This window comes from Streptomyces caeruleatus, from assembly GCF_001514235.1.
In the GTDB taxonomy this organism is placed as follows: domain Bacteria; phylum Actinomycetota; class Actinomycetes; order Streptomycetales; family Streptomycetaceae; genus Streptomyces; species Streptomyces caeruleatus.
Genome location: NZ_KQ948924.1, coordinates 261,952 through 286,376 on the forward strand (window position 1 = coordinate 261,952; position 24,425 = coordinate 286,376).

The 24,425-nt window shown below is 71.4% G+C and carries 22 protein-coding genes and 1 pseudogene; 8 read left to right on the forward strand and 15 right to left on the reverse strand.

Annotation, left to right across the window (positions count from 1 at the left end; genetic code table 11):
- The first annotated feature begins 23 nt into the window (after positions 1-23).
- A complete protein-coding gene (locus AQJ67_RS01215) occupies positions 24-485 on the forward strand; it encodes a universal stress protein (protein ID WP_062716040.1) in 462 nt (153 codons plus the stop codon).
- Positions 486-555: 70 nt separating this feature from the next.
- The gene (locus tag AQJ67_RS01220; protein WP_062716042.1) at positions 556-987 is read left to right on the forward strand and encodes a pyridoxamine 5'-phosphate oxidase family protein; all 432 of its coding nucleotides are present in this window, start codon (positions 556-558) and stop codon (positions 985-987) included.
- 16 nt (positions 988-1,003) lie between these two features.
- On the opposite strand, the pseudogene AQJ67_RS01225 reads toward AQJ67_RS01220, so the two are convergent.
- A pseudogene (locus tag AQJ67_RS01225) lies at positions 1,004-1,819 on the reverse strand (alpha/beta fold hydrolase).
- A 57-nt stretch (positions 1,820-1,876) separates the two neighbouring features.
- Here AQJ67_RS01225 and AQJ67_RS01230 point away from each other — a divergent pair.
- On the forward strand, positions 1,877-2,350 hold the full coding sequence (locus tag AQJ67_RS01230) for a MarR family winged helix-turn-helix transcriptional regulator (protein WP_062716044.1): 474 nt from the start codon (positions 1,877-1,879) through the stop codon (positions 2,348-2,350).
- 1 nt (position 2,351) lies between these two features.
- Here AQJ67_RS01230 and AQJ67_RS01235 read toward each other — a convergent pair whose 3' ends face one another.
- On the reverse strand, positions 2,352-3,500 hold the full coding sequence (locus tag AQJ67_RS01235) for a CapA family protein (RefSeq protein WP_062716047.1): 1,149 nt from the start codon (positions 3,498-3,500) through the stop codon (positions 2,352-2,354).
- A gap of 224 nt (positions 3,501-3,724) precedes the next feature.
- Between AQJ67_RS01235 and AQJ67_RS01240 the strand changes: the two genes are divergently transcribed.
- The 3 genes from AQJ67_RS01240 (at position 3,725) to AQJ67_RS01250 (ending at position 5,740) form a co-directional block, all read left to right on the forward strand.
- A complete protein-coding gene (locus tag AQJ67_RS01240) occupies positions 3,725-4,273 on the forward strand; it encodes a sigma-70 family RNA polymerase sigma factor (RefSeq protein WP_062716049.1) in 549 nt (182 codons plus the stop codon).
- A 146-nt stretch (positions 4,274-4,419) separates the two neighbouring features.
- A complete protein-coding gene (locus tag AQJ67_RS01245; protein WP_062716051.1) occupies positions 4,420-4,935 on the forward strand; it encodes a hypothetical protein in 516 nt (171 codons plus the stop codon).
- 151 nt (positions 4,936-5,086) lie between these two features.
- Positions 5,087-5,740, forward strand: a complete 654-nt coding sequence (locus tag AQJ67_RS01250) for a zf-HC2 domain-containing protein (protein WP_062716053.1) — start codon at positions 5,087-5,089, stop codon at positions 5,738-5,740.
- A gap of 57 nt (positions 5,741-5,797) precedes the next feature.
- Here AQJ67_RS01250 and AQJ67_RS01255 read toward each other — a convergent pair whose 3' ends face one another.
- From AQJ67_RS01255 to AQJ67_RS47440, 3 genes are all read right to left on the reverse strand, one after another.
- The gene (locus tag AQJ67_RS01255; RefSeq protein ID WP_062716056.1) at positions 5,798-6,661 is read right to left on the reverse strand and encodes an Fpg/Nei family DNA glycosylase; all 864 of its coding nucleotides are present in this window, start codon (positions 6,659-6,661) and stop codon (positions 5,798-5,800) included.
- A gap of 46 nt (positions 6,662-6,707) precedes the next feature.
- Positions 6,708-8,783: a SpoIIE family protein phosphatase gene (locus AQJ67_RS01260; RefSeq protein ID WP_062716057.1), complete on the reverse strand. Its 2,076-nt coding sequence runs from the start codon at positions 8,781-8,783 to the stop codon at positions 6,708-6,710.
- Between the two features lie 88 nt (positions 8,784-8,871).
- Positions 8,872-10,143, reverse strand: coding sequence for a DUF6777 domain-containing protein (locus AQJ67_RS47440; RefSeq protein WP_062716059.1), 1,272 nt, complete (start codon positions 10,141-10,143; stop codon positions 8,872-8,874).
- Between the two features lie 151 nt (positions 10,144-10,294).
- Here AQJ67_RS47440 and AQJ67_RS01270 point away from each other — a divergent pair, with 151 nt between their 5' ends.
- Positions 10,295-11,716, forward strand: a complete 1,422-nt coding sequence (locus tag AQJ67_RS01270; RefSeq protein ID WP_062716062.1) for a lipase maturation factor family protein — start codon at positions 10,295-10,297, stop codon at positions 11,714-11,716.
- Here the strand turns inward: AQJ67_RS01270 and AQJ67_RS01275 are convergent.
- Genes AQJ67_RS01275 through AQJ67_RS01310 form a run of 8 tightly spaced genes read right to left on the reverse strand, consistent with a single transcriptional unit; the run spans position 11,704 to position 19,551 of the window.
- Positions 11,704-12,549, reverse strand: coding sequence for an amidohydrolase family protein (locus tag AQJ67_RS01275; protein WP_062716064.1), 846 nt, complete (start codon positions 12,547-12,549; stop codon positions 11,704-11,706). The two genes, AQJ67_RS01270 and AQJ67_RS01275, sit on opposite strands and share 13 nt — an antisense overlap.
- The gene (locus AQJ67_RS01280; RefSeq protein ID WP_062716066.1) at positions 12,534-12,848 is read right to left on the reverse strand and encodes an L-rhamnose mutarotase; all 315 of its coding nucleotides are present in this window, start codon (positions 12,846-12,848) and stop codon (positions 12,534-12,536) included. The genes AQJ67_RS01275 and AQJ67_RS01280 overlap by 16 nt, the downstream gene beginning before the upstream one ends.
- Positions 12,845-13,816, reverse strand: a complete 972-nt coding sequence (locus tag AQJ67_RS01285; protein ID WP_062716068.1) for an aldo/keto reductase — start codon at positions 13,814-13,816, stop codon at positions 12,845-12,847. Before AQJ67_RS01285 ends, AQJ67_RS01280 begins: the two co-directional genes overlap by 4 nt.
- A complete protein-coding gene (locus AQJ67_RS01290; protein ID WP_062716070.1) occupies positions 13,813-14,568 on the reverse strand; it encodes an SDR family NAD(P)-dependent oxidoreductase in 756 nt (251 codons plus the stop codon). Before AQJ67_RS01290 ends, AQJ67_RS01285 begins: the two co-directional genes overlap by 4 nt.
- Positions 14,565-15,920, reverse strand: coding sequence for an L-fuconate dehydratase (locus AQJ67_RS01295; protein ID WP_062716072.1), 1,356 nt, complete (start codon positions 15,918-15,920; stop codon positions 14,565-14,567). Before AQJ67_RS01295 ends, AQJ67_RS01290 begins: the two co-directional genes overlap by 4 nt.
- Before the next feature lie 31 nt (positions 15,921-15,951).
- A complete protein-coding gene (locus AQJ67_RS01300; RefSeq protein ID WP_062716074.1) occupies positions 15,952-16,977 on the reverse strand; it encodes an ABC transporter permease in 1,026 nt (341 codons plus the stop codon).
- The gene (locus tag AQJ67_RS01305; RefSeq protein ID WP_062716075.1) at positions 16,970-18,484 is read right to left on the reverse strand and encodes a sugar ABC transporter ATP-binding protein; all 1,515 of its coding nucleotides are present in this window, start codon (positions 18,482-18,484) and stop codon (positions 16,970-16,972) included. The genes AQJ67_RS01300 and AQJ67_RS01305 overlap by 8 nt, the downstream gene beginning before the upstream one ends.
- Positions 18,481-19,551 (reverse strand): sugar ABC transporter substrate-binding protein, encoded by a 1,071-nt coding sequence (locus AQJ67_RS01310; RefSeq protein ID WP_062716077.1) that lies wholly within the window; start codon positions 19,549-19,551, stop codon positions 18,481-18,483. The genes AQJ67_RS01305 and AQJ67_RS01310 overlap by 4 nt, the downstream gene beginning before the upstream one ends.
- 182 nt (positions 19,552-19,733) lie before the next feature.
- On the opposite strand from AQJ67_RS01310, the gene AQJ67_RS01315 reads away from it, so the two are divergent.
- Entirely contained in the window at positions 19,734-20,435 is a 702-nt protein-coding gene (locus tag AQJ67_RS01315) for a FadR/GntR family transcriptional regulator (protein ID WP_062716743.1), read from the forward strand.
- A 48-nt stretch (positions 20,436-20,483) separates the two neighbouring features.
- On the opposite strand, the gene AQJ67_RS01320 is transcribed toward AQJ67_RS01315, so the two are convergent.
- Both AQJ67_RS01320 and AQJ67_RS01325 read right to left on the reverse strand, forming a co-directional pair.
- Entirely contained in the window at positions 20,484-21,299 is an 816-nt protein-coding gene (locus AQJ67_RS01320) for an N-acetylmuramoyl-L-alanine amidase (protein ID WP_062716079.1), read from the reverse strand.
- A 97-nt stretch (positions 21,300-21,396) separates the two neighbouring features.
- The gene (locus AQJ67_RS01325) at positions 21,397-24,411 is read right to left on the reverse strand and encodes an alpha-mannosidase (protein WP_062716081.1); all 3,015 of its coding nucleotides are present in this window, start codon (positions 24,409-24,411) and stop codon (positions 21,397-21,399) included.
- Positions 24,412-24,425 lie beyond the last annotated feature (14 nt).

Consider the following 24,425-nt stretch of genomic DNA (forward strand, 5'->3'; position numbering starts at 1 on the left):
GGGCTTCCGATAGCCTCCCTGCCGTGACGGAACAGCACTCGCACCAGTTCGAGCGGGGCACGGACGGGCCCAAGGTCATCGTGGTCGGCGTGGACGGCTCCGACTCCTCGCTGCGCGCGGCGGCTTACGCCGGTGGTCTCGCGCGACGGCAGCGGGCGCTGCTGGCCGTCGTGTACGTGCAGCCGGTGATGACGGCGGGCGCGGCGCTCGGGGCGCCGGTCGCGGAGACGACCAACGAGATCGCCGAGAGCCTGATCGCCCAGATCCGGGACGCGACCGAGCGGCTCAAGGGGATATTCGACGTCCGCTGGGAGTTCCACACCTTCCAGGGCGACCCCTACAACGGCCTGGTGAAGGCGGCGGACGACCTGAAGGCCGACGCGGTGGTGGTGGGCGCGTCGGAACAGGCCGGTCACCGGATCGTGGGCTCGGTCGCGGTGCGGTTGGTGAAGGCGGGGCGGTGGCCGGTGACGGTGGTGCCCTAGGGTCGGCGGGTCCGCGGTCGTAGGTCGCTGGTCGGTGTACGGCAGGGGCGCGGCGACCGAGGATGGCGGGATGACCGCCTTCGACGTGGACGTCTTCCTGCAGCAGCCGCTGACCGCGCGCCTCGCGACCAACGGGCCGACGGTGCGCCCGGTCTGGTTCCTCTGGGAGCACGGCGCCTTCTGGATCCTCACCGGGCCGTGGACCCGGCTCTTCCACCGGGTCGGGGACGACCCGGCGGTGGCCCTCGTGGTGGACGAGTGCGACCCGGCGACGGGGCTCGTGCGCCAGGTGATCGCGCGGGGCCGGGCCGAACTCGTGTCCTTCGACGTGCCCAGGGGCCGCCGCAAGCTCGCGCGCTACCTGGGCGCGGACGAAGGCCGCTGGGACGAACGGTTCGTGCGCTATCTGTACGACGACCCCGCGGAGCGCGGCACGGTGTGGCTGCGTCTGACGCCGGCGTCGCTCCATGTGCAGGACCTGAGTTACGCGGTCGCCGACTGAACCGCGGTGTCCTGCGTCAGAGCGTGTGCAGGAACTCGGCCAGGATCCGGTTGAAGAGCTCCGGCTTCTCCAGGTTCGGGTAGTGGCCGACGCCGCTGATGACCTCGGAGCGGCCGTCCCGGGCGGTGGTGGCGAGGCGCTCGGCGGCGGCGAGCATGTCGGCGGGTTCCAGGCCGCCGTTGAGGGTGAGCAGGGGGACGGTGATCTCCGCCGCCCGGGCGAAGGTGTCGGTCACGGGTACGAACCAGTCCTTCTCGCCGGGCGTGTGCTTGGCGAGCGTGCCGCGGGCCAGGTCCTAGACCAGGCGCAGGATGCCCGGGTCGACGTCGTCGAGGGACCGGTGTTCACCGGGTACGACCTGCGCGAAGGCGGCGAGCCAGCCTTCGAGGTCCCCTGCGGCCAGCGTGCGCGCCATCTCGGCCTGGAGTTCGCGGGTCCAGGGGTCGGTGTACTGGAACTCTCCGGTCGCGGCGCCGCAGGTGACCACCGCGCGGACGAGCTCCGGATACTCCAGGACCGTGTTGGTGGCGATCAGCCCGCCCATGGACAGGCCGACGAGGACCGCGGGACCTGCGTCGAGGTGGCGCAGCAGGGCGGCCACGTCGTCGGCCCAGCGGAAGGGCTTGGAGGCGTTGGCGGAGGCCCCGTGGCCCCGGACGTCCAGGGCGATCACGCGGTGGTCGACCGCGAGGGCCGGGATCTGGGGGTGCCAGACCCGGTGGTCGACGTACCCGGAGTGGAGCAGGACCACAAGGTCCCCGGTGCCGGTGTCGAGGTAGGCGAGATCGCCGTCGGCGGACGTGAATCGGGTCAGTTCCGAAGCAACTGTCATGACAACCAAGGTGTCATCTTCCGTCGAGTTTGGCAACCTAGGTGTCATGATGGCCGGGTGAACGAGATCGACGCACCGCTGCCGCCCGACGACCTCGGCCACCGCGTGAGCGAGGTGTTCGACCTGATCGGCGCGCTCTACCGGCGCGGCCTGCGCAAGCTCGAACAGGGCCAGGAGATCGAGGGGGTGTCCGTCGGCGTGCGCTCCGTCCTGACCCTGCTCCACCGCTACGGGCCGATGACGGTGCCCCAGATGGGCCGGGTCATGGCGCTGACCCGGCAGTTCGTGCAGCGCATGGTCAACGACGCGACGGCCAGGGGCTGGGCCGAGGCCACCCCCAACCCCGCGCACCAGCGGTCCTCGCTGATCCGGATCACGGCCGACGGCGAGGCCGTCATCACCGCGATCCTCGCCCGCGAGCACGCCCTGAACCGGCAGGTCGGCGGCGATCTGACCGAGGCCGAACTCCGGGCGTGCGTGCGGGTGCTGAAGCAGATGATGAAGACCTTCGACGACGTCGACCCGGACTGACCTACTCCCCCATGGTGAGCCCGTCCTTCCCGGCCCCCCGGCTCAGTACGACGTCCCGGATCCGGTCCCGGACACCGCGCACGTCGGCCCCCTTGGCGAGCGCCCGGTTGAGATCGACCACCCGGCCGGCGTCGATGTCGAACAGCTGCGGGACGAACTCGGCCTTCGACACCTCCCAGCGGCCGCCCTTGCGGTCCGGCGCGGCGAAGGTGAAGCGGGCCAGGGTGGACTGGTTGCCGCGCGGGTCCTGCACGCCCCGGTCGTTGTACATCGCACCGGCGATCTGGTCGCCCATGCCGTAGACCACCCAGGTGCCGTTGACCTTCTCGTACGCCTGCGGGACATGGGCGTGGGTGCCGAGGATCAGGTCGATGTCGGGGCGGCCGTCGGTGCGGGCGGCCGTGAGGTCGCGGGCCAGGGTCACCTGTTCGTCGTCGGGCCTGTCCTGCCATTCGGTGCCCCAGTGCAGGGAGACGACGACGACGTCGGCGCCTCCCTTCCGGGCGGCCCGGGCGTCCGCGAGGATCTTGCTCTCGTCGATCATGTTGACCGCCCAGGGCTGCTGCGGCGGAAGGGGGAAGCCGCTGACCCCGTACGTGTACGCCAGGTGCGCGACCCTGGCCGGACCGGCGCGCAGCACGGTGACCGTGCGCGCCTCGTCGGCCGTGCGCGCCGTTCCCGCGTGCCGCACCTTCGCCCGGTCGAGGGCGTTCAGCGTGCGCAGGATGCCGGCGGCGCCATCGTCGAGGCTGTGGTCGGAGGCGGTGGAACAGCCGTCGTAGCCGGTGGCGGCGAGCCCTCGGGCCACCTCCGGCGGGGACTTGAAGAGCGGATAGCCGGTGTAGCGGCCCTTCTCGCCGTAGACGGTCTCCATATGACACAGCGCCAGGTCCGCGCGGGACACCACCTGTCTGACACCGGCGAGCATGGGGCGGAAGTCGTAACCGGTGCCGCCCGCGTCGAAGCGCGCGCGTTCGATGATCGAGGCGTGCGGCAGGACGTCGCCGGAGGCGACGAGCGTGAAGCCACGAGCCCCCTTGCCGGAGGGGCCCGCTTGCCCCGGGGCCTCCCGGCTGTGGGCCTGGCATGCGGCGCCTGCCGCGAGAACGGCCGTCGCGGCGAGGGCCACAAGTCGACTGCGTGGGATCATCGGCTCACCCCTTGTGGTCGTATATACGGATCAACAGGTATGAAGCCCTACCCGCCCGCAAACAATCCGGCCACTTTCGTTAGCCCGTCCGGCGCGCACCCCTTGGGACCGACGCCAGGCGGAAGGGACCGTTCGTCGAACCGTTCGCCGACGCGATCGACCGTCCGCCGCAGATCCGTGTGCGCGCCCTGTCCCGGAACCGCCGCCTGCGATGCCATACGGCCATGACGGCCGGAACCACCCTCACGAACGGGACGACGACCGCCGAGCACGAGCTCGCCGCACTGCAGCGGGAGCACGGCCGGCCCCTCTTCGCACTGCTGCTCCGGCTCTGCGACGGGGACCGGCAGCGCGCCGAGGACCTCGTCCAGGAGACGCTGGTGCGCGCCTGGCAGCATCCCGAGGCCCTGCGCGCCGACGACTTCGACTCCGTACGGCCCTGGCTGATGACCGTCGGACGGCGGCTCGCGATCGACGCGCGGCGGGCCCGGCAGGCGCGGCCGCCGGAGGTCGGGGACGCGGTCCTGGAGAACGCGCGGGTGATCTCCGACCACGCCGAGCGGGCCGCGGAGATGCTCGATGTGCGCGAGGCTGTGAAGACACTCACTCCGGAGCACCGTGAAGTCCTGGTGCTCGTGTACTTCCAAGGGGCGAGTGTTGCGGAGGCCGCGCAGGCCCTGGGTATTCCGCCCGGTACGGTGAAGTCCCGCGCGTACTACGCGCTGCGGGCCCTGCGCCGGGTGCTTCCGGGATACGCGGCCGACCTGCGGTGAAACCAATGGGAGAGTCAAACCTCCGTAAAGCGCCTTGCTGAACACCCCGGTTGAGTAATCGGCTGTCCTCATCCGTGTTCCGGATTGGGCCAGGGACCGAGGCCCCGGGGTAGGGCGACGCACTCACCGGAGGAAGGCAGGAAGGGATGCTGCACAGAGGTCAAGAGAGCACGGACGGCACCGGCGGCGGTGAACTCACCGTCCCCATGGCGTGGTTGTACGCCGAGTACATCGCCGACGAGCTGCTGCGGACCGGCGATCTCATGCCGCCGACGTCCTTCGAGTTCCGCGCCGGGCGCGACGCCCTGGCGCTGACCATCTTCCTGTCCGACACCGACGGCGAGCTCTCCGGCATCCGGGTCGTCACCCAGCTGGAGACGTGGCTGTCGCTGACGGCCTACGACCAGCCGTGGCAGGACTGGGTGCGGGAGCGCATGGCGGGTCTCGCGGCCGAGGCGGACCGGTCCGGCGGGCCCGCGCCCGACCTGGAACTGGCCGAGGCGGCCTGGCGCTGGCTCCAGGAGACCGAGCTGCTCGCGCCCGATCTCAACGCGGTGCCGGGCGGCGGGGCACTGGTCGGGGAGGACGAGGGACCGAAGGTGTGGACACCGGCGTGGCAGCTGGGGCTGCCGCTCGGGCACCTCGCCATCCACCTTTTTTAAGTTCTTTTCTCCACGGACCAATCCTCGCCCCGGACGGCTCCGAATCCCTTGGTTGCGATTCGGTGTCGGCCTTGAGTGATTCGACTGCCTGGTGCGTACCAGTGGGCGCAAGGAGTAACACACCCCACACCCAACGGCACGAGGATTCGGCATGAGGTCCCTGGAGAGGCATCGCGACGTCGCCGCGTACGCGCTCGGCGTGCTGAACGAGGCGGAGGCGTTCCGCTTCGAGGACCACCTCATGGAGTGCCCCCGCTGCGCGGCACACGTGACCGAGTTCGGGCCCATCACCCGCCAGTTGATGCTGTACCGGCGGTCGACGCCCCAGTTCGTGCACCCCATGACCAGGCCGGGCCCGCAGCTGCTGAACCGGCTGCTCGACGCGGTGGCGGCCCGCCATCGCGCCCGGCGCAGGCGCACGGTGTACGCCGTGGCCGCCTCGGTGGTGATCGCCCTCGCCGGGCCCGGGGTCGCGATGATGGCGAGCGGCGACGACGGGAGCGCCCAGGTGCTCCAGGCGACCGACGCGCGCTCGGGGGTGTGGGCGCAGGTCACCACCGAGAACGAGGCCTACGGCAGCCAGGTGGAGCTGAAGGTGAAGGACGGGGCGGGTCAGCGTCCCTGTCATCTGATCGCCATCGGCCGGGACGGCTCGGAGGAGACCGTGACCAGTTGGCACGCCTCCGACCACGGATCCGGCGAGAACACCATGACGGGCGCCTCGGCGATGCACACCGACGACATCGTCCGCTACGAGGTCCGGACGGCGGGCGGGGACCACCTGGTGACGCTCAAGCCCCATTGACCGCTCACGCCCCGGTGAGGCCGCTCAAGCCCCGTTGACCGCTTCGCCCCGGTGTGGCTACTTCAGCAACCGCGACAGCCTCCGGTCCGCCAGCGGCTTCCCGCCCGTCTGGCAGGTCGGGCAGTACTGGAGCGAGGAATCGCTGAAGGAGACCTCGCGGACGGTGTCCCCGCAGACCGGGCAGGGCTCGCCGGTGCGGCCGTGGACGCGCAGGCCGCTCTTCTTCTCCGACTTCAGCCGGCCGGCCGCCACCCCGCGCGAGCGCTCGACCGCCTCGGTGAGGGTCGTCCGCAGGGCCTCGTACAGCCTGGCCGTCTCCTGAGGTGTCAGTGATGCCGCCAGCTTGAACGGGGACATCCTCGCCGCGTGCAGGATCTCGTCGCTGTACGCGTTGCCCACCCCGGCGAGGAGGCTCTGGTCGCGCAGGGCGCCCTTGATCTGGCGGCGCTCGTCCTTCAGCAGGGCCGCGAAACGGGCCTCGTCGAAGTCGTCGGCGAGGGGGTCCGGGCCGAGGCGGGCGATGCCGGGGACCTGCTGCGGGTCCTGGACGACGTACACCGCGAGACGCTTCTGGGTGCCCGCCTCCGTCAGGTCGAAGCCGGCGCCGGTCTCCAGAGCCACGCGCAGCGCGAGCGGGCCCTTGCCGGGGCGGGGCATGCCGCTCGGGAGTTCGTCCTTCCAGTGCAGCCAGCCCGCGCGCGCCAGGTGGGTCACCAGCCGGGGGCCGTCGGCCGTCTCCAGGTCGAGGAACTTGCCGTAGCGGTGCACCGCGGTGACCTCGTGGCCCTCCAGGGCGCTGACGGGCGGGTCGTACGTCTTCAGGACACTGATCGCGACGGGCAGCACCCGCACGACCTCGTGGCCGACCAGGTTCTCGGTCAGGAAGTCCTTGAGCGCTTCGACCTCGGGGAGTTCCGGCATACGTCCAGAGTGCCACCCGGCACCGACAGCCTCAGCCCGGTACGGCTCAGCTCCGCTCCGGTACCACGAACTCGCACCACACCGCCTTGCCGCCGCCCCGGGCCTCCACGCCCCAGACGTCCGTCAGCAGGTCGACCAGGAGCAGGCCGCGGCCTGACACGCCCGACTCGCCCGCCTCGCGGCGCCGGGGCAGGGCGCTGGAGGAGTCCTCGACCTCGACGCGCAGCCGGCGGTCGGAGCCGGCCAGGACCCGCAGGGTCACCACGGCGGAGCCCTCGGTGTGCATGAGGGCGTTGGTGATGAGCTCGTCGGCGACCAGTTCGATCTCGTCGGCCCGGTCGCCGGCGCTCCAGGCGCGCACGGCCGCGCGGATCATGTGGCGGGCGCCGGTGAGGGCCTCGGGGTCGCCGGGGGCGACGTGCTGCTGGAGGCGGCCGCCGGCCTGCGGGGCGTCCAGGACGCGGCGGCGCAGCAGGAGCAGGGCCACGTCGTCGTCACCGCCGCGTTCCTCGGCGACGTCGATCAGGCGGTCCGCGAGGTCCCGTACGTCGTTCGGGCCGGTGGCGATGAGCGCGGTGAGGGTCTGCATGCCGTCGTCCAGGTCGGCGCCGGGCTGTTCGACCAGGCCGTCGGTGCACAGCAGCAGGGTGTGGTCGGAGTCCAGCTCGATGGTGCCGACCGGGTATTCGAGCCGTCCGAACTCCGCGGACAGGCCGAGCGGCAGCCCGCCCTCGACGGGCACGCGTCGGCAGGCGCCGCCGGGCTCCCGCAGCAGGGGGTCGATGTGGCCGGCCCGGACCACCTGGACGACGCCGGTGGACAGGTCGGCCTCCGCGTACAGACAGGTCGCGAAGCGGTCGGTGTCCAGCTCGTGCAGGAACACCGAGGCGCGGGCCATCACGGTGGCCGGGGTGTGCCCCTCTGCGGCGTAGGCGCGCAGGACGATGCGCAGCTGGCCCATGACGGCGGCGGCGTGCGTGTCGTGGCCCTGGACGTCGCCGATGACCGCGCCGACCCGGCCGCCCGGCAGCGGGATCAGGTCGTACCAGTCGCCGCCGATGTCCCGGCCGAGGGAGGCGGAGCGGTAGCGGACGGCGACGTCGGCGCCGGGCACGCTGGGGATGGTGCGCGGCAGCATGGCCTGCTGGAGGCCGGTGGCGAGGTCCTTCTCCTGCTCGTAGAACATGGCCCGCTGCAGGCTCTGCGCGATGCTGCTGCCGAGGGCGACGAGCACGTTGCGGTCCTCGGTGGAGAAGCCGCGCCGGTCGCTGTAGAGCAGGCCGATGGCGCCGATCGGCCGGGCCTGGGCGATCAGCGGCATATAGGCGGCGGACGTGATGTGCAGATCGGTGATGTGCGGCCAGAGCACCGGGTAGCGCTTGGCGAACTCCTCCGGCGACTCGATGAAGCGGGGGCTGAGGGTCCGTACGACCTCGCTCATCGGGTACTGCTCGTCGATCCGGGTGACCATGGTCCCGGGCACGAAGCTGCCCGCGGGGCCCTCGGCGACCAGCCGGATGCGGCCCGCCTCGACCAGGCCCATGACCAGGCTGGTGGCGCCGAGATGGGTGATGCCGTGGGTGTCCTTGAGGACGTCGATGACGTCCTGGACGGTGCGGGCGTGGGCGAGGGCGGCCGTGGTGAGCTGCACGACGCTGGTCTGCTGACGGCGTGCCTCGTCCGCCGCCGCCTGCTCGCGCCGCTCCTCGCTCTCGGCGAGTTCGTCGGTGGCGTCGCGGACGATGCCGATGATGCGGCGCGGGCGGCCGGTCTCGTCGCGGCGGATGTAGCCCTGGGTGTGGGTCCAGCGCAGGGTGCCGTCGCGGCAGCGGATGCGGAAGTAGACGCCGTAGTTCTCGCTGCCGTCCTTCATCGCCTTGGAGACCAGGCCGTCCAGCCGGTAGGCCTCCGGCGGCGGGACCCGGATCGCCAGGGTGGCGGGATTGCCGTCGTATTCGTCGGGGTGCAGGTCGAAGACCTCGTGGGCCTGGGCGTCCATGTGGAACTGACCGGAGTCCAGGTCCCAGTCGAAGCTGCCCATGCGGTTGAGCGCCAGGATCGGATCCGGGTGGGCGGGCCAGTCGTCCGGGAGTGACAGGGCGCTCGCTCCCCGATCAACCATGGGGCCACCTTGCCAGGGTTTGCCGGATTCTTCGACCGGGGTGACGGAACTGCCTTCGCTTGATTCCACGACCGCTCCACGGCCCCGGTCAGCCGTCGAAGACGTCGGTGGGGCTGCCGAAGACGCTGTCGGTGGCGGCGGGGGTGTCGGGGTCGTCCGGGGCGTCGGGGACGAGCCCGCCGCCGTCGGGTGCGTCAGGGGCGTCCGGGACGGTCTCGGGGCCGGTCTCCTCGGGGGTGTCCCGGGAGTCCGAGGTGGCCGGGGAGGTCCGCGGTTCCGGACGGGAGGTGGGCGGGCTGGGCTCTGCGGGGGACGTCGGGGGCGACGCCGACGCCGAGGCGGTGGCGGTGGCGGTGGCGGTGGCGGTGGCGGTGGGGCAGTCGCGGGGCGCTCTCGCGGGGGTTCCGGCCGGTGGCTCGTCCGGGGCGGCGGGGGTGGCAGGGGTGGCGCCGGGCGTCGAGGTCACGCAGTCGGTCGGCGGCTCGGGCGGCGAGGTGGGCTCGCCGGGCGAGGCGCTGGGGGTGCCGGAGCCGCTGTCGTGCGGGTGCGGGACCGGGGTCCGGGGCGGGGTCGGGGCCGGGGTCGGGGTCGCCGGCTTCGGGGGCCGTACGACGTGGTCGTGGTCGTGGCCGCGATGGCCGACCGGCCGTTCGATCCAGGTGCGGTGGGAGACGTCGATGATCGTGATGTCGGTGATCACCTGAAGTGTCGGGGCCACCACGATCACCTGGTCCGGCCGGTATCCGGACCAGGCCCGCCCGCTGGTGCCGCCTCCGCCGCGCGGGTCGAGGGGCGGGGCGAGCGGGTTGCCGCAGGCGCAGCGGACGCGCGGCACCCCGTGACGGTCGACGAGGACGGCGGTGCCGGCCTGGAGGACGGACTGGTAGGCGGTCACCGTGCCATCGCGGAACCCGTGGTTGGTGACCCGGGTGTCGGCGCGCAGGACGACCGAGGTGAGTCCGCGCAGATAGCCGGGGATCGACGCCTGGGAGATGCCCGCGGCCCGGGCGAAGGCATGCCCCTTGGCCCGGTCGGCGGTGAGCCGGTCGGTCTGCCGCCGGACGTCGCAGCTGCCGGCGCCCCGGGTGCCGCCGTACAGGCCGGGCGTCTCACCGGACAGGGACTGGAGTCCGGTCCGGCCCGACCGCGCCGGCCTCGGCGTCCGGGTGACCGGCGGCGGGGCGACGGTCGAGGTCGCCGTGGACTCGGTGAAGGGATCGGGGCCCTGGTCGGCGACGGGCTGGAGAAGGACACCGCCGTCCGCTCGTGTGTCCTGGTCGCCGCCGTCACCGCATCCGGCGACGACGAGCGCCGCCGAGAGCGCGCAGGCCGTGACGAGGGTTCGGGTGGGTGTCGGCACCACGTCCTCCCGCCGGTTGTGGGACGTTTCGCCCCATTGTCTGCTTCACTCGCTCGGGTTACGCAAGCGGAGAAGTGGTATACGGAGAGTCACATGAGGCGGATGGCGCGACAATGAGGAGAAGAGCGGAGAGGAGGGGAGGGGACGGGCTGTGGAGTGGTTCATCGCACCGGACTACTGGACGAGCCGGCTGGTCTTCCAGCGGGCTCTGGCCGGCGTGTATCTCGTCGCGTTCCTGACGGCGGCCCTCCAGTTCCGGGCGCTGATGGGTGAGCGCGGCATGCTGCCCGTGCCGCGCTTCGTCGCGCAGGTGCGCTTCAGGGCGGCGCCGAGCCTGTTCCAACTCCACTACTCGGACCGCTTCTTCGCCGCGTGCGCCTGGTCGGGCGCCGCGCTGTCGGCGGCGCTGCTGGCCGGGCTGGACAACGCCGTGCCGCTGTGGGCCGCCATGCTGCTGTGGCTGGTCCCGTGGGCGCTGTACCTGTCGATCGTGAACGTCGGCCAGACCTGGTACTCGTTCGGCTGGGAGTCGCTGTTGCTGGAGGTCGGCTTCCTCGCCGTCTTCCTCGGCAACGACGAGGTGGCGCCGCCGGTCGTGGTGCTGTTCCTGCTGCGCTGGATCCTGTTCCGCGTCGAGTTCGGCGCGGGTCTGATCAAGATGCGCGGCGACGAGTGCTGGCGGAAGCTGACCTGCCTGGACCACCACCACGAGACCCAGCCGATGCCGGGACCGCTGAGCTGGTTCTTCCACCATCTGCCGAGGCCGCTGCACCGGGCCGAGGTGGCCGCCAACCACGTCACACAGCTCGTCGTCCCGGTCCTCCTCTTCACGCCCCAGCCGATCGCGACGGCCGCCGCCGCCCTGATGGTCGTCACCCAGCTGTGGCTGGTCCTGTCGGGCAACTTCTCCTGGCTGAACTGGATCACCATCGTGCTGGCCCTGTCGGCGATCGAGTTCCCGGGCGATCCGCCGTCCACGGCGGACGCACCGCTCTGGTACGAGGTCGTGGTCCTCGCGGTCGCCGCGCTCCTCGTCTTCCTGAGCTACCACCCGGTCGCCAACATGGTCTCCCGCCGCCAGATCATGAACCGCTCCTTCGACCCGCTCCATCTGGTCAACACCTACGGCGCCTTCGGCAGCGTCAGCCGGATCCGGTACGAGGTGGTGATCGAGGGCACGGATGACGACGTGCCGCGGGAGGACTCGGACTGGCGGGAGTACGAGTTCAAGGGCAAACCCGGCGATCCCCGGCGCTGGCCGCGGCAGTTCGCGCCCTACCATCTGCGGCTCGACTGGCTGATGTGGTTCGCCGCGCTGTCGCCCGCCTACGCCGGGTCGTGGTTCGCCGCGCTGGTGGAGCGGCTCCTGGAGAACGACCGCGCCACGCTGAGGCTGCTGCGCCGCTCCCCGTTCCCGCCCGACGCACCGCCGCGCTACATCCGCGCCCGTCTCTTCCGGTACCGCTACACGACGTGGCGTGAGCTGCGGGAGACGGGGGCGTGCTGGGAGCGGACGTATGTGCGGGAGTATCTGCCGCCGACCAGGCTGGCCGGGATGACTCAGAGGTCGTAGACCCGGGTGGCGGTCGTCTCGAAGATCTTCCGTAGGTCGGATTTCTCCGTCAACTCACGTGCCGTGTCGAGTACTTGGCCGTACGACGCCGCCAGCGTGCACACCGGCCAGTCGGAGCCGAACATCAGCCGGTCCGGGCCGAAGGCGTCCAGGACGACGTCCGCGTAAGGACGCAGGTCGGCGACCGTCCAGGAGGCGAGGTCGGCCTCGGTGACCATGCCGGAGACCTTGCAGACGGTGTTGGAGAGGGCGGCCAGGGAGCGGACCGCCGTCTCCCAGGGTTCCCGCCCGCCGGAGGCGATGGGCGGTTTGCCCAGGTGGTCGAGGACGAAGGTGAGTTCGGGCAGTACGGCCGCGGCGCGCACGCAGGCGGGCAGCTGGTGCGGGAGGACGACCAGGTCGTAGACCAGCCCCGCCTCCGCCACGGCGGCCAGCCCGCGCCGTACGTCCGCCCGCAGCAGCCACTTTGGGTCGGACTCGCCCTGGACCTGGTGGCGGATGCCCTTCAGATACCGGCCCCCGGGCAGCTCCCGCAGCCGGGCCAGTTCGTCGGCGACGTCGGGGCGGGTGAGGTCGGTCCAGCCGACGACGCCCGCGACGAGGTCGTGCTCGGCGGCGAGGGCCAGGAACTCCGGGGTCTCCTCGGCGACCGTGACCGTCTGGACGAGGACCGTGCGGTCCACACCGGCGGCCCGCGCCTCGGGGTCGAGGTCGGCGACGGTGAAGTTCCGCCGGAGCGGCCGGAGTTCGGGGCCGGTGATCCAGTCCTGGTCCCGGACCGAGAGGTCCCAGACATGGTGGTGGGCGTCGACGATCGTCACGGCAGCTCCCATACGACGGGCAGGCCGGCGTCCGCGCCCTCGCCGGAGTAGTCGTGCACCACGTCCAGCAGCTCGGCCATGCGGGCCTGCCAGGCCACGTTGACCGGCAGCTTCTCCAGCTCGGCGAGGAGGCGGCCGTAGTCCTCGCACTCCAGGACGTGGAAGAGGTCGGTGCCGCTGCGCCAGATCGTCCAGGAGGTGGCACCGGCCGCGCGGATGGCGTCCGTGAGTTCGGCCGGCACCTCCTGGTGGGCGGCGTCGTACTCGGCGACACGGTCCGCGCGGACCTTGGTGTGCAGGGCGACTCTCATGACGGTCCCTTGTCGGACGGCAGACCGGACTCCAGCAACTCCTGCCAGAACGCCATCGGCACCGGGGTCGCGAACTGCTCGGTGCAGTCCCGGACTTCGTCGGCCGACCGGGCACCCACGAGGACGCTGGCGACGGCCGGGTGCGCGGCGCAGAAGGCGAGGGCGGCGGCCCGCAGGGTGATGCCGTGGCGCTCGGCGAGGGACTTCATGCGCAGCGCGCGGTCGAGCAACTCCCGCGGCGCCCGGCTGTAGTCGTACGTGGCGTCCGGACTCGGGTCCGCCAGGAGGCCGGAGTTGAAGGCGCCGCCTACGACGACGGAGGTGTGGCACTCGACGGCCACGGGCAGCAGGTCGTCGAGCGCGCTCTGGTCGAGCAGCGTGTAGCGGCCGGCGCACAGCACCACGTCGACGTCGGTGTCGGTGACGAAGCGGGTGAGCATCTCGGCCTGGTTCATCCCGGCGCCGATCGCGCCCACCACGCCCTCGGAGCGCAGCTTCTCCAGCGCCGGATAGCCCTCGCGGAAGGCCTGTTCGGCGTGGTCGTCGGGGTCGTGCAGGTAGACGACGTCGACGCGGTCGAGGCCGAGCCGTTGCAGGCTCTCCTCCAGGCCGCGTCGTACGCCGTCCGCGCTGAAGTCCCAGACGCGGCGGTGGTCGGCGGGGACGGCGAACCCGTGGGCCAGGTCGTCACCCGTCGGCACCGGCACCGGTTCCAGGCGGCGGCCGACCTTCGTCGAGATCACGTACTGGTCGCGGGGGCGCTCGCGCAGGGCCGCGCCCAGGCGGCGTTCGGACAGGCCGAGGCCGTAGTGCGGGGCCGTGTCGAAGTAGCGGACGCCCGCGTCCCAGGCCGCGTCCACCGCCTCGTACGCCTGCTGCTCGCCGACCTCGGTGTAGAGGTTGCCGATGACGGCCCCGCCGAAGGAGAGCGGGCTGACCTCGACGTCGGTGCGGCCGAGCCGGTTCACTGACCCACCGGCCTCAGGCGCAGTCCCTGCATGCCGCCGTCGACGGCGAGTGCGGTGCCGGTGGTGGCGCCGGAGAGCGGGCTCGCCAGGTAGGCGACGGCGCCCGCGACCTCGGCGGCCGAGACGAGGCGGCCGGTGGGCTGGCGGGCCTCCAGGGCGGCGCGTTCGGCGGCCGGGTCAGTGGCCTTGGACAGCAGCCGTCCGACCCACGGGGTGTCCACCGTGCCGGGGTTGACACAGTTGACGCGGATTCCCTCGCGGACGTGGTCGGCGGCCATGGCGAGGGTGAGCGAGTACACCGCGCCCTTGGTCGCGCTGTACAGCGCCCGCTGCGGGAGCCCGGCCGTGGCCGCGATGGAGCAGGTGTTGACGATCGCCGCGTGCGAGGAGGCGCGCAGATGCGGGAGGGCGGCGCGCGCGACGCGGACCATGCCGACGACGTTGACGTCCATGACCCGGTGCCACTCGGCGTCGTCGTTGTCCTCGACGGTGCCATGGGCGCCGATGCCGGCGTTGTTGACCAGCACGTCCAGTCCACCGAGGTCGGCCACGGCGGCGGCCACGGCCGTACGTACGGACGCGTCGTCGGTCACGTCGGCGCTGTAGGCGAGCAGCGGCTTCTCCACCGACGACGGGTCCAGGTCGAGTACGGCGACCTGGGCGCCGCGCGCGGCGAGGAGTTCGGCCGTGGCCCGGCCGATGCCGGAGGCGCCTCCTGTCACCAGCGCCTTGAGACCGTCGAAGTCGCTCATGCCGCGTGCCCCTTCTCGTCGGTGGTCCTGAGGTCGGCGGCCCAGAAGGCGCCGTCCGGGAACGTGTACCGCGCGATCGACTCCGGTCGCATGGCTGCCGAGAAGCCGGGCGCGGTGGGTGCCGTGTAGTGACCTTCCCTGATCACCACCGGGTCGAGGAAGTGGTCGTGCAGATGGTCGACGTACTCGATGACGCGGTCCTCAGTGGTGCCGGTGAGGGCGACGTAGTCGTACATCGACAGGTGCTGGACGAGTTCGCACAGGCCGACGCCGCCCGCGTGCGGGCAGACCGGCACGCCGAACTTGGCGGCCAGCAGCAGGATGGCGAGGTTCTCGTTGACGCCGCCGACGCGGGCCGCGTCGATCTGGAGGACGTCGAGGGCACCGGCCTGGAGGAGCTGCTTGAAGACGACCCTGTTCTGCACATGCTCGCCGGTGGCCACCTTCACCGGTGCGACCGCCTCGCGGATCGCCGCGTGGCCGAGGACGTCGTCGGGGCTGGTGGGCTCCTCGATCCAGTACGGGTCGAACTCGGCGAGGGCCTTGGTCCAGCGGATCGCCTCGGCCACGTCCCAGCGCTGGTTGGCGTCGACGGCCATACGGATGTCCGGGCCGACGACCGAGCGGGCGACCCGGCAGCGCCGTACGTCGTCCTCCAGGTCAGCGCCGACCTTCAGCTTGATCTGCCGGAAGCCGTCGGCGACGGCCTCGGCGGCGAGCCGGCTGAGTTTCTCGTCGTCGTAGCCGAGCCAGCCGGCGGAGGTGGTGTAGGCGGGGTAGCCGCGCTCCAGGAGCCGGGCCGCACGCTCCCGCGCCCCCTCCCGGCCCCGGCGCAGGATCGTCAGGGCCTCCTCAGGTGTGAGCGCGTCGGTGAGGTAGCGGAAGTCGATCTGCCGGACGATCCACTCCGGGTCGGCGTCGGCGAGGAGCTGCCAGAGTGGCTTGTCGGCGCGCTTGGCGGCGAGGTCCCACACGGCGTTCATGACGGCGCCGATCGCCATGTGCATCACGCCCTTCTCGGGGCCGAGCCAGCGCAGCTGGCTGTCGCCGATCAGGTCGCGGTTCAGGGTCCCCGGGTCGCCGCACAGCTCGTCGACGGACCGGCCGACGACATGGCCGCGCAGCGCCTCGATCGCGGCGACCTGGACCTCGTTGCCCCGCCCGATGGTGAAGGTGAACCCGTGCCCCTCCAGACCGTCCCCGGCGTCGGTGCGCAGGACGACGTACGCGGCCGAGTAGTCCGGGTCCGGGTTCATGGCGTCGGAGCCGTCGAGCTCGCGCGAGGTGGGGAAGCGGATGTCATAGGTTTCGAGCGCCGTGACGCGATGAGAGGGGTCGGGGGTCGGGGACACTGAGGGCCTTTCGGTCGGAGGCATGGGACGGTCAGTCCTGGGCGCGGCCAGTGGTGAGGCGGGCGATGATCAGCGCGAGCAGGATGATTCCGCCGTAGATGGCGTCAATCCAGAACGACGGCACTTGGGCCATGGTGAGCATCGTCTTGACGACACCCAGCAGGAGTACGCCGGTCAGGGCGCCGAACATGGTGCCCTTGCCGCCGTCGAGGCTGATCCCGCCGATCACCGCGGCGGCGAACACGGTGAAGATCATGTTCTGGCCCTGATTGGCGCCGATCGCGCCGACGTAGCCGGTGTACATCAAACCGCCGATCGAGGCGAGGACACCGGCAGCGGCGTAGACACCGAGCCGAACCCGGTCGACGCGGAAACCGGCGGCGCGGGCCGCCTCCAGATTGCCGCCGATCGCGTACAACGAACGGCCCACGCGGTGGTACTTGAGCACCAGCCCGACGACGGCGAAGGCCGCGGCGGCCACCCATACAGAGATCGGTATGCGCAGAAACGTGGTGGTGGCCAGTGAGAAGAACGCGTCGGGCATCCCGAACAGTGTCTTGCCCTTCGTGGCACCGACAAGGAGCCCGCGCAGAACGATCAGCATGGCGAGCGTGACGATGAACGCGTTGAGCTTCACCTTCACCACCAGGATGCCGTTGAAGGCACCGATGGCCGCGCCCACCAGCGGGATGGCCAGTAGCGCGAGCCCGGCGGGGAGTTCCGTGCCCCAGCCGGCCTGGGCGGCCGGCAACACCAGCAGCGCGGCTACCGCCGGCGCGATGCCGACCACCGACTCCAGCGACAGGTCGAACTTGCCCGTGATGAGTACCAGCGACTCGGCCAGCACCACCATGGCCAACGATGCCGACGAGGCCAGAATGGAGATCAGCGTGGCCTCGGTGAAGAAGGAGTCGTTGAGGACGGCGCCGAGCACGAGCAACAGCAACAGGGCTGGAACCAGGGCGAGTTCGCGTGCCCGGCTCAGCAGTACGGCTTTCGCCGACCGAGCGTGGGGCACGCTCACCGGTTTCACCGGCGGAGCCTTGGTGTCAGCCATGGTTGTCCACTCCTTCGATGGAGGCGATCAGCTCGTGGTCGTGCCAGCCCGCCGGGTGCTCGGCGACGACCCGGCCGTGGAACAGGACGAGGACGCGGTCGCAGCGGCGCAGGTCGTCGAGTTCGTCGGAGACGACGAGTACGGAGGTGCCGTCCTCGCGGGCGCTGTCCATGCGGGCCAGCAGGGACTCCTTGGACTTCACGTCGACGCCCGCGGTGGGGTTGATCAGCACGAGCAGACGGGGGTCGGAGGCGAGGGCGCGGGCCATGACGACCTTCTGCGCGTTGCCGCCGGACAGGTCGGATACGGGCTGGTCGGGGCCCTCGGCGTGGATGTCGAGGCGTTCGATGAGGGCGGTGGCGAAGCCACGCTTGCGGTCGGTGCCGACGAAGCCGAAGCGGCCGAGCCGGTCGAGCACGCTCATCGTGGCGTTGTCCCCGATGGTCATGCCGGCGACGAGCCCCTGGTCGTGCCGGTCCCGGGGCACACAGGCGACTCCGGCCTTCAGCGCGGCCTGCACGTCCCCGAACTGCAGCCGCTCGCCGCCGAGTCGAGCTGTTCCGCCCGTCGGGGTGTGCAGCCCCGCGAAGGACTCGGCCAGCTCGACCTTGCCGCTGCCGCTGATCCCGGCGAGTCCGACGACCTCGCCGCGACGGATGGTGAGGTCGATGTTCTCGTACGCCGGTGAGGTGAGCCCGCGGGCTTCGAGCAGGACGGGGGCGTCGTGGTCGACGTCCCCGGGGTCGACGGCCTGTTCGGCGAGGGCCTCCAGGGACTCCCCCGCCATGGCCTCCACCAGGGCCCGGCGCGGGAGTTCGGCGACCGGAGCGGTGGTGATCCAGCGGGCGTCGCGCAGGACGGTGACGGTCTGGCAGACCTCGTACACCTCCTGGAGGTGGTGCGAGATGAACAGGAAGGTGACGCCGGAGTCCTGGAGCGCCCGCATCCGCGTGAAGAGGCGTTCGATCTCGCGGTTGTCGAGCTGGGCGGTGGGCTCGTCGAGGATGATGAAGCGGGCGCCGAAGCTCAACGCCCGGGCGATCTCCACCATTTGGCGGTCCTCGACCTTGAGGTCGGCCGTCCGGGCCTCCGGGTCGACCTGCACGTCCCAGGTGGCGAGGAGGTCGGCCGCCTCGGTCCGCAGTCTGCGCCAGCTGATGAAGCCGCGCTGGAGCGGCTGCCTGTTGATGAAGAGGTTCTCGGCGACCGTCAGCTCGGGGACGACCGTGGGGTGTTGGTAGACGCAGGCGACCTTGCGGCGCCAGGCGTCGCGGTCGGCCAGTGGGGGCGCGGGTTCGCCGTCGAAGCGGACGGTGCCCTCGTCGGGTGCCTGGAGGCCGGTGAGGATCCTGACCAGGGTCGACTTGCCGGCGCCGTTGCGGCCGACGAGGGCGTGGGACTCGCCGGGCAGCACGGTGAGCCGCCCGTCGGCCAGGGCGGTGGTGGGGCCGTACCGCTTGACGATGTCCCGCGCCTCGGCGAGGGGTGTGATCACAGCCGTACTCATTTGACCGTGTTACCCCAGAGCTTGGGGTCGTCGACGTTGTCCTTGGTCACCAGCGGGGCGGGCAGCTGGTCCTCCAGGATGCCGCTGGGCAGCTTCACGATGGTGGAGTCGTGGTCGGTGGGGCCGGGCTCGAAGGTCTTCCCCGCCATCGCCGCCTTGATGTAGTACATGCCGTACTTGGCGTACAGGTCGGCGGGCTGGGAGACGGTCGCGTCGATCTCGCCCTTGCGGATGGCGTCGAACTCCTGCGGGATGCCGTCGTTGGAGACGATCGTGATGTGCCCGGACTCCCCTGCCGTCTTCAGCATGCCCTTGGACTTCAGGGTCTGCAGGGTCGGCGCGAGGTAGACGCCGCCGGCCTGCAGGTAGATGCCCTTGATGTCGGGGTTGGCGTTCAGGAGGGTGTCCAGCTTGGAGGCCGCGGCGTCGGACTCCCACTTGGCCGGTATCTCCAGGACCTTCAGCTTGGGGAAGTTCTTCTTCACACAGGCGCGGAACGCCTCCGAGCGGTCCCGGCCGTTGACCGAGGCGAGGTCGCCCATGATCTGTACGACCTTGCCGGAGGGGATCTGCTCGCCGAGGTACTGGCAGGCCTTCTCGCCGTACGCCACGTTGTCGGCCCGTACGACCATGGCGACCTTGCCCTTGTCGGGCGCCACGTCGACGGCGACGACCGGCACGCCCTTGCGCTCGGCCTGGTCGAGGCCGGCCTCGATGGCGGCGCTGTCCAGCGGGGCGACGACGAGGCCCTTCACGCCCTGGTTGAGCTGGTTGTTGATGTCGGTGATCTGCTGGGAGGGGTCACTGTTGGAGTTGACCGTCTTGAGCGTGTCGACGCCCTCGGAGTCGGCCATCTTCGGCACGTAGTCGTTGTACGACTGCCAGAACGGCGAGGTCAGCAGGGGCAGGATCACCCCGACCTCGCCGCTGCCACCGCCCTCCGCGCTCGCGGCGCCGGTGTCCTTGGTGCTGCCGCAGGCGGCGAGCACGAGCGAGGCTCCGACGACCGCGGCCACCGCCGCACCTCTGCGAGTCCTGTTCTGCTTCCGCGCTGTTGTGCCGTGCATCTGGCGGCTCCTCGTTGAGCGTGTTCGAGCACATGGTTCGAGCAGATGCCCGCATATTTATCAGACCACTTCCGAGGAAGAACACCCTCCAGCGGCAGATTTTCCCGCATCGCGACTGTATTGGTCGGACCACCTCGCTGGTTAGACTGCGGCGCACCGGTGACTGGAGGAATGGCGTGAACGTGGACGAGACAGCCCCGCAGAAGGGCACCGTGACCCAGCGCGCCATCGAGCGGATCAAGGCGATGATCGCGGAGGGGCGGCTGGAGCCCGGCCAGCGGCTGCCGACCGAGCGCGATCTGGCCGTGCAGCTGGGCATCTCCCGCAGCTCGATGCGGGAGGCGATCCGCGCGCTGACCGTGCTGGGGGTGCTGGAGGCCCGGCACGGCTCGGGGATCTACGTCACCCAGCTGGAGGCCGGGGACCTGCTGGAGACGTTCGGGGTGGTCGCCGATCTGTCCCGGGGCCCACGGCTGGTCGAGCTGCTGGAGGTGCGCCGGATCCTGGAGTCGACGGCGACGGCCCTGGCGGCGGCGCGCATCACACCGGACCAGCTCGCGGAGGTCGAGAAACACCTGACGGCGATGAACGCCACGGACGACCCCGAGGAGATCCTCGCCCACGACCTGGCCTTCCACCGGGAGATCGCGGCCGCCGCCGGCAACGAGACGATGGCCGCGATCCTGGAGGGCCTGTCCTCCCGTACCTTCCGGGCCCGCGTGTGGCGCGGCTACCAGGAGGAGGGCGCCTTCGCCCGCACCCGCCGCGAACACGCCGCGATCCACCGCGCCCTGGTCGCCCACGATCCGGAGGCGGCCCGGGCGGCGGCGGCCGCGCATGTGGGCGAGGTGGAGGAGTGGCTGCGGGCACAGCTCGGCGGCTGACCCTCCGCCACGGGCAGCGCGGCTGACCCTCCGCCCCGGGCAGCGGTGCTACGGCCGTACGTCGAAGCCGTGGGCCTCGCCGAGCCGGTCCAGTGACACCTGACCGGGGATGCCGTTGGCGTCCGCGCCGGTGTAGCCGCACCGGTGCTGCCAGGCGGCGTACGCCGTGACGGTGGCCCCGCCGAAGTGGCCGTCGGCGTGACCGGCGTCGAGGAGGCCCTCCGCGACGAGCGCCTTCTCCACGGCCCGCACCCCCGCGTACGACACCGGTGTGCCCGCCTCGGCCGGGTCGTGCAGGGCCGCGGCGATCACCTCGGACAGGTCGATGACCGGACGCGGACCCGGCACGGTCGTCGAACCCCCGGGGCGCGGGGCTCCCTTCTGCACCCAGGCGTACAGGTGCTCGCCGGGGCAGGCGGTGGCCAGTCCGTCCCGGTGCCCCTTGATCTCCTCGCCGGCACCGTGGCGGCGCAGCAGCTCGATGCCGTCGCGGATCGCGCCCAGCATCGCGTCCGTCGGCCGGGTCAGCCCCGAGGAGCCGACCAGGCCGCAGATCGCGTAGTGGGCGCGGTTGAGTTCCTGGTTGCCGTTGGCCCCGGTGCGTTTGCCGAGGCCGCGTCCCTCCAGCAGATGACCGTGCGGGCAGGCCCCGTAGTTGTAGGCGATGTCCGAGTAGTTCTCCTTCGGGTCGGCCAGATGGGCCTTGCGGATCGCCTTCCATTTGGCGATGCAGAGGTCGTGGTCGTCGAGGAGTTCCACGCTGACTGGCACGCCTTCGTAGTGGACCTTCACGCCCTTGGCCGAGGTCTGTGGGGGTGCGGCGGATTCCGGCCAGCCGAGCTGGGCTCGTGTGACGAGCTTCAAGAGTGCCTCCAAGGCGCGATGGGGACGCCAACACCCTTGAGTGTGAGAGCGGTTGGCGCGCCGTTCCACGACAGCGCGCCACCGTCCCCCGTTCGGCCTAGAGGGCCCGGCGCAGCCGCAGCGTCACCAGCTCGAAGGGCCGCAACCGCAGCGCGACACGTCGCCCGTCGTACGCCGGCGCCTCGGGCAGCGCACGTTCCAGCAGATCCGTGGCCACGACGTCCGCCACCTCGAATCCCGCCGTCAGGGTGGCCCGTACGCGACCACCGTGGGCCTCGTGGAGGCGCACCACCACGTCTCCGCTGCCGTCGTCGGCCAGCTTGACGGCGGTGACGACGACCGCGTCCTGGTCGACGGTCACCAGCGGCGCGACCTCGTCGACGCCGCCGCTCACCCGTCGCTCGGGCAGGTTGATCCGCCAGCCCTCGCGCACCGCGTCCCCGATGCCCGCGCCCGGCACCAGGGCGTGCCGGAAGCGGTGGACGCCCTGGTCGGTCTCGGGGTCGGGGAAGCGCGGGGCGCGCAGGAGGGAGACGCGGACGGTGGTGGTCGTACCGCGGTCGCCGTCGGTGCGGACCGTACGGGTCACGTCGTGGCCGTACGTCGAGTCGTTGACGACGGCGACGCCCCAGCCCGGCTCCGCCAGGTGCACGAAGCGGTGGTTGCAGGCCTCGAACTTGGCAGCCTCCCAGCTGGTGTTGGTGTGCGTGGGCCGGTGGAAGTGCCCGAACTGGGTCTCCGACGCGTACCGCTCGGCGTGCACGTCCAGCGGGAAGGCGAGCTTCAGGAACTTCTCGGTCTCGTGCCAGTCCACCACCGTGTCGACGAGCAGGCGCTTGTCGCCCGGCGCGAGGCTGAGCCGCTGCGTGACGCGGGAGGAGCCGAAGGCCCGTACGACCCGGACTCCGTCCCCGCTCTCGTCGACGATCCTCGCGTCGGTCAGGTCGGTGACCGTGTTGCGGTAGAACTCGTCGACGTCCCAGGCGTCCCACATGTTCGGGAAGTCGGAGTGGAGCTGGAGGAGGTTCGCGGCCCCGCCCGGCGCGATCGTCTCGCGGTCGGCGTCGATGTCGTAGACGGACACCACCAGGCCCCGTCCGTCGACCTCGACCCGCAGCAGGCCGTTGTCCAGGACGTGGCCGCCGTCCGGGCGTGGCGTCACCCGCGTCCGCCCCTGGGTCTCGGGGGTTCCGACGCCGCCCGCGGGGACGCCGGCGCGCGTGTGCGGGGCGGAGTTGAACAGCAGGATCCGCTCCCCGTCCCCGGCCAGGGCCCGCTGTGCGGCACGGATGATCCCCGTCAGCTCCTCGGCGACCTGCTCGTACGTCTTGCGTGCCTCCCGGTGCACCCAGGCGATCGACGACCCGGGCAGGATGTCGTGGAACTGGTGCAGCAGCACCGTCTTCCAGATGCGGTCCAGCTCGTCGTACGGGTAGGGGAATCCGGCCCGTACGGCCGCCGTCGCCGCCCACAGTTCGGCCTCGCGCAGCAGGTGTTCGCTGCGGCGGTTGCCCTGCTTGGTCCTGGCCTGGCTGGTGAGGGTGGCGCGGTGCAGTTCGAGGTAGAGCTCGCCGACCCAGACGGGCGGCTCCGGGTATTCGGCCTCGGCCTTGCGGAAGAAGGCGTCCGGGGTCTCCCAGACGACGGTCGCCGAGCCCTCCAGATCACGCAGCCGGGCCGCCTTGGCGACCATCTCGCGGGTGGTGCCGCCGCCTCCGTCGCCCCAGCCGGTGGGGGCGAGGGAGTGCCGGGCCCGGCCCTTGTCCTTGAAGTTGCGGGCCGCGTGGGCGATCTCGCTGCCCTTCATGGAGCAGTTGTAGGTGTCGACGGGCGGGAAGTGGGTGAAGATCCGGGTGCCGTCGATGCCCTCCCACTGGAAGGTGTGGTGCGGGAACTTGTTCGTCTGGGACCAGGAGATCTTCTGCGTCAGCAGCCACTTGGAGCCGGCGGCCTTGATGATCTGGGGCAGTCCGGCGGCGAAGCCGAAGGTGTCGGGCAGCCAGGCCTCGTCGTTCTCGATGCCGAACTCGTCGAGGAAGAACCGCTTGCCGTGCACGAACTGGCGGGCCATCGCCTCCGACCCCGGCATGTTGGTGTCCGACTCCACCCACATCCCGCCGGCCGGCACGAACCGCCCGTCCGCGACCGCCTTCTTCACCCGCGCCCACACCTCGGGCCGGTGCTCCTTCACCCACGCCCACTGCTGGGCCTGCGACATGGCGAAGACGAAGTCGGGCTCGTCCTCGATCAGCGCGGTCATGTTGGAGGTCGTCCGGGCCACCTTGCGCACCGTCTCGCGCAGCGGCCACAGCCACGCCGAGTCGATGTGCGCGTGCCCGACGGCGCTGATGCGGTGGGCGGACGGTACGGCGGGGGTGGCGAGGACGCGGGTGAGCCGGGAACGGGCGCGGGCCGCCGTGCCGCCCACGTCCTGGAGGTCGATCGCGTCCAGCGCCTTCTCCACCGCCCGCAGGATCTCCCAGCGCCGCGCTGACTCCACCGGCAGCTCGGCCATCAGCTCGCCGAGCACCTCCAGGTCGAGCACGAGCTGCCACACCGTCTCGTCGAAGACGGCGAGGTCCATGCGGGTGAGTGTGTACTGCGGTTCGCTGCCCGCGGTCTCCTTGTCGCCCAACTGCGTCGGCAGGAAGGGGTGGTAGTCGAGGATGACGGGGTTGGAGGCGGCCTCGATGTGCAGGCACACCTCTTCCCCGCCCTCGACGGGGGCACCGATGCGCACCCACTGGTTGCGCGGGTTGAGGCCCTTCACGGGGGTGCCGTCGGGCCGGTAGACGAGGCCCTCGCACTGGAAGCCGGGCATGTTCTCGTCGAACCCGAGGTCGAGCAGCGCCTCGACCGTCTTCCCGGCCCACGCCTCGGGGACGGTCCCGGTGACCCGGAACCAGCTGGTGCCCCAGGGAGCACCCCAACGCGCCCCCACCTCGATGGCCTCGGGTTCGGCCGCGAGCCCCTCGGCGACCGGCACCGGTTCACCCGGCGCATGCCACACCGCCACGTCCAGCGGCACGGACTCGGGGTACACGGCGGGGCGGACGCGCTCGTCGAGGACGCGCTTGAGACGGGCTTCGACCAGGCTGCGGTCGTCATGCATGCGGGGTGCTCCAA

Bases quoted from the DNA above. Each gene is read 5' to 3' on its own strand.
- AQJ67_RS01305 (WP_062716075.1), bottom strand. From the start codon at position 18,484: ATGAGTACGGCTGTGATCACACCCCTCGCCGAGGCGCGGGACATCGTC.
- AQJ67_RS01250 (WP_062716053.1), top strand. From the start codon at position 5,087: ATGAGGTCCCTGGAGAGGCATCGCGACGTCGCCGCGTACGCGCTCGGC.
- AQJ67_RS01290 (WP_062716070.1), bottom strand. From the start codon at position 14,568: ATGAGCGACTTCGACGGTCTCAAGGCGCTGGTGACAGGAGGCGCCTCC.
- AQJ67_RS01300 (WP_062716074.1), bottom strand. From the start codon at position 16,977: ATGGCTGACACCAAGGCTCCGCCGGTGAAACCGGTGAGCGTGCCCCAC.
- AQJ67_RS01310 (WP_062716077.1), bottom strand. From the start codon at position 19,551: ATGCACGGCACAACAGCGCGGAAGCAGAACAGGACTCGCAGAGGTGCG.
- AQJ67_RS01260 (WP_062716057.1), bottom strand. From the start codon at position 8,783: ATGGTTGATCGGGGAGCGAGCGCCCTGTCACTCCCGGACGACTGGCCC.
- AQJ67_RS01280 (WP_062716066.1), bottom strand. From the start codon at position 12,848: ATGAGAGTCGCCCTGCACACCAAGGTCCGCGCGGACCGTGTCGCCGAG.
- AQJ67_RS01325 (WP_062716081.1), bottom strand. From the start codon at position 24,411: ATGCATGACGACCGCAGCCTGGTCGAAGCCCGTCTCAAGCGCGTCCTC.
- AQJ67_RS01255 (WP_062716056.1), bottom strand. From the start codon at position 6,661: ATGCCGGAACTCCCCGAGGTCGAAGCGCTCAAGGACTTCCTGACCGAG.
- AQJ67_RS01220 (WP_062716042.1), top strand. From the start codon at position 556: ATGACCGCCTTCGACGTGGACGTCTTCCTGCAGCAGCCGCTGACCGCG.
- AQJ67_RS01235 (WP_062716047.1), bottom strand. From the start codon at position 3,500: ATGATCCCACGCAGTCGACTTGTGGCCCTCGCCGCGACGGCCGTTCTC.
- AQJ67_RS01245 (WP_062716051.1), top strand. From the start codon at position 4,420: ATGCTGCACAGAGGTCAAGAGAGCACGGACGGCACCGGCGGCGGTGAA.
- AQJ67_RS01275 (WP_062716064.1), bottom strand. From the start codon at position 12,549: ATGGGAGCTGCCGTGACGATCGTCGACGCCCACCACCATGTCTGGGAC.
- AQJ67_RS01240 (WP_062716049.1), top strand. From the start codon at position 3,725: ATGACGGCCGGAACCACCCTCACGAACGGGACGACGACCGCCGAGCAC.